This is a genomic window from Desulfosediminicola sp. (genome assembly GCF_048381775.1).
Lineage (GTDB): Bacteria > Desulfobacterota > Desulfobulbia > Desulfobulbales > Desulfocapsaceae > Desulfopila > Desulfopila ganghwensis.
The window spans coordinates 190,272-197,810 of record NZ_JBLXGE010000012.1 but is presented as its reverse complement, the minus strand read 5'-3'; the positions used below and the strand labels follow the sequence as shown (position 1 = coordinate 197,810).

Here is a 7,539-nt window from a genome sequence, read left to right as displayed (position 1 = left end):
TGATAAGGACGCTACTACAGTATTTTATCAATCAAGGAAGTAATGGTAGAAATGAATTTCATGCTGGAAGAGGTGGGACAAAAGGGAGGCTGGTTGGTCGGTTTTTCCGCGTAGCGGTTCAGTTCACAGTAGACATCTCATGCATGCACATGATTGACCGATGACGCGATTTATGCTGGCAATCTCAACCGACATTTCATGACTGATTTGAAAGTAGTATTTTCACGCCATGTCTAGGTGGAAAAAGCCACTACGTCATGGTGCGACTAACATGTGGTTGAATCTGTTAAAACATCAGTATTCCAAATACCTATAGACTCCCTCTCCCCTGTCTTGTATTTTAATTTAAGTGATTGACGTGTACTTGGCAGGCTGCTCAATGTACAGAGGTCATGAAAAACCTGAATATGGGGATAGGGAAATGAGAATAAGATTTTTGAACTTGTCGTTTGTTGTTGCTTTTTGCTGTTGTTTTTCGTTTTTGTTCAATTCTACAGTGCAAGCTGGTGAATGGTATGTGAGTGGACATGCAGGGGCAGTTTTTCCAGATGATGCAAAATTTACGACAAGTCTATGGCCTGTTGAATCTTCTATTGAGTTTGATACTGGGCTCGGGATATTTCTAGCGGCTGGTTATGATTTCGGAATATTCAGGGCTGAGGGAGAGCTGGGATATCAAAAAAACAGTTTCGATAGGTTAGATTATGCCCAGGCGTGGACTTCTTCGTTGTCGGGTGATCAAGAAGTGACATCTTTAATGATCAACAGCTATTTTGAATTTGATAACTCAACAAATTTTACCCCATACCTAACTCTAGGCATGGGGGTGGCCTATGTTGAGTGGGATGACCTTGATGTTCACCATGTACCTGATTCAATAATGAATTTTTCTGACACTGTTTTTGCTTATCAATTCGGAATTGGTTTAGAGTACGCAATAAGTACCAACTTTGCTCTTGATTTGCGTTACCGGTACTTCGGAACAAGAGATATTGACATTACGGATTACACTACCTGGTGGGAAGCCGAAACTGATATAGGGAATCAAATGCTGTGCCTTGGACTTCGGTACTCTTTTTAATTTGTAGACATTTTATAAGGGCCCTGACTGGCCGGATTATGCGTGTGGTAATATCTATCATTTAATTAACACTACTTTGATCCGGCCTTATCTGTTTTTGACCAAGCCGGGTGATTATTGATTCTACTCTTCTGGATAAACTGTTAAATATTATGCCCGATACCACGACAGAATCATTCAATGCAGGATTAGAGATTTCAATTGCCAAGCTAGTGGGATTGCAGAAAAGGGCTACTGAAGCTTCTTCCTGAGAATGGCCGGCCTCTTGGCTATGCAAAGTTGCTCCATTATCAAGTACGGGTGGTGAAAGATAGTACTTTCATATCTATCGTCAGTCCATTATTAGACTACCGGGTGAAGCCTCTCGAAACAGCGAGAACAGTCCAGCTTGACCTGTCTACTGTGAAGTCACAGCGTGAAAGGGAGATGCGCAGCGCACTTATTCATTCATGCGCATTTGCGCTTGTCAATGTTGCACAACATTCGGGTAGGTGATGGACTGTGAAATTCGGCTTTACGGTGTTGGAAGGTTTGCCGCCGTGCTGAGGTTTAGGTAGAAGATAGTCACTACTTACCAGTAAATATCGATTCTTGATTACGGGAGAAGGATGATGTTAAAATGTGTTTATGAGCATATGCCCAGTGTTGGGCGGTGGTAAACGTATGAATGTATTTTACTGGCGAGTTTGTGGTATTTTCCCTTCAAAGCAAAAAGAAAAGAACTGCAATAAAACCACAATAATCCAAGGGAGTCATGTTGGTGACATGTTTTGGGTATCAGGAAATTGCAAGGTGATCTAGTCTGAACCGGCCTGGCAGGAGCAGGTTGTCATCTGCTGTATGTGACCTGTTCTGCTGCTCAACTGGAAGGTTTGGCTGAACCCGTAGAGTGCCATATGCCGAAAAAACTGACTCACAGACGGAATATCATAGAGTACCTTGCAAACCCCAAGAACGCGTGGTTGAGCCGTACTGAGATTGCAACGCTCATTTGTGGCTATAAGGAGGCACCTCCCCTTTATCGCCTCTTCACGAAAAAGGAGCTTGGCGAGATCGAAGATGAGGCTCTAGCACAACGTAAACAACGATGTTGCGGACAAAGGGCCATGGTCTATCAAGCACTCTATGAGAAGGCGGTCACGGGCAACGTCCAGGCGGCGAAGGAATGGCTGGACCGGGTTGAAGGCAAGGTGGTCAACAAGGTGGAGAGTAGCCACCAGCTACAGATCGAGTCCATCCAGGTTGAGGTTGTTCGGGCTCGGATTCCCCAAGGGTAGCTGCAACACTGATCAGCGCCCGCCTCGACCTATCCGCCCTCAGACGTATCAGTCAACATTAGAACGGGGTACCCCCGTCTCCCACACCCCCTCCGGAAGCCCCCCCTTCTGGGGAGAGAGCTAACTCCTATAACAGAGAGTCACATGAATGAGGGGTCCCAGTAAGGACTGTGCAAATAACTTGCGGGCCAGATGGCCTTTATCATGCACCGCAACTCGGTAGAGAAGGTGCGGCAGCGTTCTTCCCGTGCAATTAGACTCCCTGGGCAATTCGGAAATTACCATTGATATCAGTAAACAAAGATGAGATCGCCTACATCTGGTCCCTTGCCGACCTCCTGCACGGCGACATCAAACAGAGCCAGTGTGTGGGCGGGTGATCCTGCCGAAAGAGGCTCAGGATAAGCTGCAAGTGCGGGCTAACAGTGGATTATTTTTGGGCACCATTGCACGATCGGCCATTAAATGAAACCAGAATAATTTGAGATAATATTTCTAACCCTCTTTTCCTGGATTTAAGTACCTATTCTCAAACTTTTCAGCAGATTTGCAGGAGAACACCTACTACAATCGAAGTTCACACATGCATGATTTTAAGAGGGAAAAATTAAAATTGCTGTCGAATATGACCCATCTATGTTAACAATTTATAGCAGCAGAAAGGTTGAATACTGAACGGGAAAGAAAAAAAGCCCCCGAATGCGAGGGCTGTGGTCGCCTGAAGGCGTTGCCTACGAAACATCTGTTTCATTGGTATGAAAAGCTGTTGGTAGACTTTGGTCGGTTATACTAAGATACATTATTACTTCGGGTTCTAAAATGTGCAAGAAAATAATTGGGTTGGATCTTGGTACGAACTCTATTGGTTGGGCAGTACTTGGAGCTGATGAAGAGGGGGCTCCCAAAAACATCATTGGCCTTGGCAGCAGAATATTCACCAAGGCCGTTGAGGATAAAACCCCGACCCCAAAAAATGTTCAAAGAAGAAATGCCAGGCTGAACCGCAGGGTGGTTCAACGGCGATCCCGTCGTAAAAAGCGGATGATGAACTATCTGCTGAAGCTTGATCTGCTACCTCAGGAGTTGAGAAATTCGCATCAGCCGGAAGTGATTCTTAACACCCTCGGCGACCCATATCAACTCCGCGCAAAAGCTCTTGACTCCCAGCTTGAAAAGCATGAGTTAGGGCGAGTCCTACTTCACCTCGTTCAGAGGAGGGGCTTTCTCAGTAACAAGAAGACGCTACTGGGAGATATGGTTGATGACCCTGATGTATTGGAAATATTGCAAGAAGCGGAGGCGTCCGGCGATATTGATGCCAATGAAACTGCAGATGAAACTGCCTTCAAGGAAGATATTCGTCTTCTCAAAAGCCGTATAACTTCTTCCGGTGCCCGTACTCTTGGTGAATACCTCTCTGGTTTTCCACGTTCCCTGGTTAAAAGAAACCGTCTTGCCGATGGAGGCCATCTGCGAACAGACCGTCAGATGTATCTTGACGAGTTCAAGCTGATAACCGCAAAACAACAACAATTTTATGCAGCACTGAGCGATGAAGTTATCGAGCAGCTTGAGTCGATAATTTTTTACCAACGCCCCTTAAAACTCAACCCAACCAGAGTGGGGAAATGCTCCCTAGAAAAGAAACTACCACGCACAATGCGAGCAAGACTTGAGGTACAACGATTCCGTTACCTTCAAGACACTAATAACTTAGAGTATTTTGAAAGACATTCTGAGAGGTGGTGCCGTCTCAGCGCTGAGCAACGTCAAAGGCTGATAACTGCGCTTGAGGCAAAACCCTCGATGACATACGCGGCAATACGCAAGCTTCTTAAACTTGAAAAGTCGTGTGAATTCAATCTTGAAGCGAGTAAGAAAAAACTCACCGGGAACATCACTGCTTATAAAATCCGTACTATCCTGAACGAGTGGGATAAGATGAGCAGCGATGAACATCAGGATCTTGTTGAGGACCTGCTTACTATCCGTAAAAAATCGGTGCTAAAAAAACGACTGATAAACCACTGGCAATTTCCCCCCAAACAAGCAGTCGCCTTATGTCTGCTTGAATTTGAAGCAGGGCATGCCAGCCACTCCCTTAAGGCAATCAGGAAACTGCTCCCTTTCCTCAGAAAGGGCCAGATCTATTCAGAGGCTAGGGTCAACGCTGGGTATCGATATCAGTTAAAAGATGTTCCGCCGTTATCGCGCCTTCCACTTCCACCAGACATCCCTAATCCTATTGTACGCAGGGCTCTGCACGAGTTGCGCAGGGTGGTAAACGCCATCATTGCCAAATATGGCAAGCCGGACGCCATTCGTATAGAGATGGCGCGAGATCTGGAAATGAATACCACACGCTATAAAAACTTCATAACGCAGCAAAAAGCTAACGAAAAGATCAATGAGGAAGCTTCGAAGAAATACCGGGAGACATGTTCGCAAAATCCCCATTTAGCTCTTCCAGAGACCCCAAGCCGGGCAGACAAACTGAAATATAGGTTGTGGAAGGAACAGAACGGTTTCTGCGCGTATAGTCTGAGGCCAATCAATATGAGTACGCTGTTCAGCGCAAATATCGAAATTGACCATATCCTGCCATACAGCCTGTCTCTTGATAACTCCTACATCAACAAGGTTGTCTGCTATGCTGAAGAGAACAGATTAAAAGGCCAGCGCACACCAATAGATGCATTCGGTGGCAGTAAACGATGGGAGCAGATAACCCAGGCACTGGGCACTTTGAAAAACGCACCCTCTATTAAAAAAAGCAACTTTTTCAAAACTGAGGTCGATCTGCAAGAACGCGACTTCATTAACAACCAACTCAACGACACCCGCTATATAGCGCGGGAATCACAGGACTATGTTGCCTCTCTCGGCTGTGATGTTTCGGTGAGCAAGGGTGTGACCACAGCGATGTTTCGAAAAATGTGGCAGCTCAACTCTATTTTGAGCACAGGGGATAGCAAGCAACGGGATGATCACCGCCACCATGCCATCGATGCGGCAGTGGTGGCCTGCGTCGACAGAGCACTCTATGTCACCTTAGTTAAACTGATAAAGGATAAAGAAAGAGAGAGAGAAGAGTTCGATGTGAACAGGATTCATCTTGATCCGCCGTGGTTCACACTACGGAACGATCTTTCCCAAAAAGTTCGGCAGATAATTGTCTCATATGCCCCACAGAGAAAGCTCTCTGGTCCACTACATGAAGATACGGGTGCAGGCTTTGTCCCCTCAGTCGGAACAGTTTACCGCAAAAATCTTAATGGTGACTTCAAGGTCAGCAATGCCAATAGCATCGTTGATCCAGAAGTAAGGAAAATCATCCTGACCCATCTCAAATCATACGGAAATAATTCGAAAAATGCTTTTTCTGAAGATATTACCGTCTTTCACAAAGATGGCAAAACACCTATCAAGCGGGTACGGGTGGTTCAGGCAAAAGCGCTGAGAGGCGACCCGCGAAAGGATAAATATGGTGTAAAGGACAAGTCGGGAAGAGTCTTTAAATATATGGCTTACGGCAATTCACATCATGTAGAAATCGTTCAGGAGAGAACTTCTGGGGAATACTCTGGAAAAATAATAACGAATATGGAGGCCCATCATAGGATAAAGGGGATTGCCCAGCCTGTCAGCCCTATAATCAATATAGATCACGGCGAGAAATTTTGCTATGTCGGAAGTCTGCATATAAACGACACGGTCAGCCTCGCTGTTGAGGGCGTGAGATCCTTTTTTGTGGTCCAAAAGCTGGGACAACTTAACCAGGGTAAACAGCCCCGGCCTACCCTGAGGCCGCATACTGCTGCCACTGGATCAAATTATGCCGTAACTGAATCAGTCAAATCACTGATGACCAAATATGAAATGCGATTGCATTCGGTTAATGCCATCGGCGAGATCGTCCGATGATTAAGCGGACCATAGAAATAAGCAGTAAAGCTTTCCTTAAAGTACGGCTTGACCAGCTTATCATAGAATCAGAGGGAGGGGTCTCCGGGAGCATACCAATTGAAGATATAGGGGTGCTACTACTTAACCATCCAGCTATCACCCTTACTCAAGCAGTACTGATCAAAACCCAGAAAAACAATGTCGCCCTTGTTAGTTGTGATGATAAACATATGCCATCCGCTTTGACATTGCCACTTAACAAAGGACACTCCCTGCACCAGAAAGTACTCAGAACGCAGATCAGCGTGAAGAAAACAACCCATAATCGTATCTGGAAGCAGATCGTACAACAGAAAATTGAGCAGCAGGCAAAGACCCTGACCTTGCTCGAAAAAAATGAACAACCGGTTCACTGTCTCATACGGAGAGTTAAGTCGGGTGACAAGGAGAACCATGAGGGGCAGGCGGCACGGATTTACTGGCCGCTGCTCTTTGGTGAACACTTTACCAGGGACCCTGATAAAGAGGGTATCAATACCCTGCTTAACTATGGTTATGCCATAATCAGGGCAGTGGTGTCCCGAGCAATAGTCTCAGCAGGCCTTCACCCAGCAATAGGCATCCATCATTCAAACCAGTACAATCCGTTTTGCTTGGCTGATGATATTATGGAACCATTGCGCCCCTGGGTGGACTTTTCTGTTTACCAGTATGCTCAAAAGATTAATCATCTAGAGGTATGCAGAGATTTTAAGACTGCCATTTTAACAATGCTTGCAGAAAAAGTACACTTCGACGGGAGGGCCGTGCCACTAATGGTGTCCCTGCAATATTTGCTCAAAAGACTCAAAGACATCTATCTCGGAGAAGAGAAATCCCTGTACTACCCTAAGAAAATCAACAAAGGACCATGACATTTGGTGGTTTAAACAGCATGTGGATTGTTGTGATGTTTGACTTGCCAACAACGAGCAAGGAAGAAAGGAGCCAGTACAGCAGGTTCCGGAAAGGTCTTCTGGCGAACGGCTATCTGATGATGCAATACTCAATCTATATACGCCATTGCTCAAGCGACGAGAATGCAACTGTTCACATAAACAGGGTGAAGCATAACCTACCACCAGACGGCGAAGTGAGGATCATTAAAATCACTGACAAGCAGTTTGGGAAAATCGAGGTTTTTTTCGGGAAAAAGCGGAAAAAGGTAGAGTCTGCGCCTAAACAATTGAGTTTTTTTTAAACAGAATCCATCTATTTATACATATAATTCAAAAG

At 45.5% G+C, this 7,539-nt stretch carries 5 protein-coding genes; all 5 read left to right on the top strand.

The window, feature by feature from the left end; genetic code table 11:
• Positions 1 to 379 precede the first annotated feature (379 nt).
• The 5 genes from ACN5NT_RS18845 (at position 380) to cas2 (ending at position 7,504) form a co-directional block, all read left to right on the top strand.
• On the top strand, positions 380 to 1,081 hold the full coding sequence (locus tag ACN5NT_RS18845) for an outer membrane protein (protein ID WP_419176464.1): 702 nt from the start codon (positions 380 to 382) through the stop codon (positions 1,079 to 1,081).
• 896 nt (positions 1,082 to 1,977) lie between these two features.
• Entirely contained in the window at positions 1,978 to 2,358 is a 381-nt protein-coding gene (locus tag ACN5NT_RS18840) for a hypothetical protein (protein ID WP_419176463.1), read from the top strand.
• 819 nt (positions 2,359 to 3,177) lie between these two features.
• On the top strand, positions 3,178 to 6,282 hold the full coding sequence (gene cas9, locus ACN5NT_RS18835; protein WP_419176462.1) for a type II CRISPR RNA-guided endonuclease Cas9: 3,105 nt from the start codon (positions 3,178 to 3,180) through the stop codon (positions 6,280 to 6,282).
• Positions 6,279 to 7,178, top strand: a complete 900-nt coding sequence (gene cas1 / locus ACN5NT_RS18830; RefSeq protein WP_419176461.1) for a type II CRISPR-associated endonuclease Cas1 — start codon at positions 6,279 to 6,281, stop codon at positions 7,176 to 7,178. Before cas9 ends, cas1 begins: the two co-directional genes overlap by 4 nt.
• Positions 7,175 to 7,504, top strand: a complete 330-nt coding sequence (cas2, locus tag ACN5NT_RS18825) for a CRISPR-associated endonuclease Cas2 (protein WP_419176460.1) — start codon at positions 7,175 to 7,177, stop codon at positions 7,502 to 7,504. The genes cas1 and cas2 overlap by 4 nt, the downstream gene beginning before the upstream one ends.
• Positions 7,505 to 7,539: the final 35 nt, after the last annotated feature.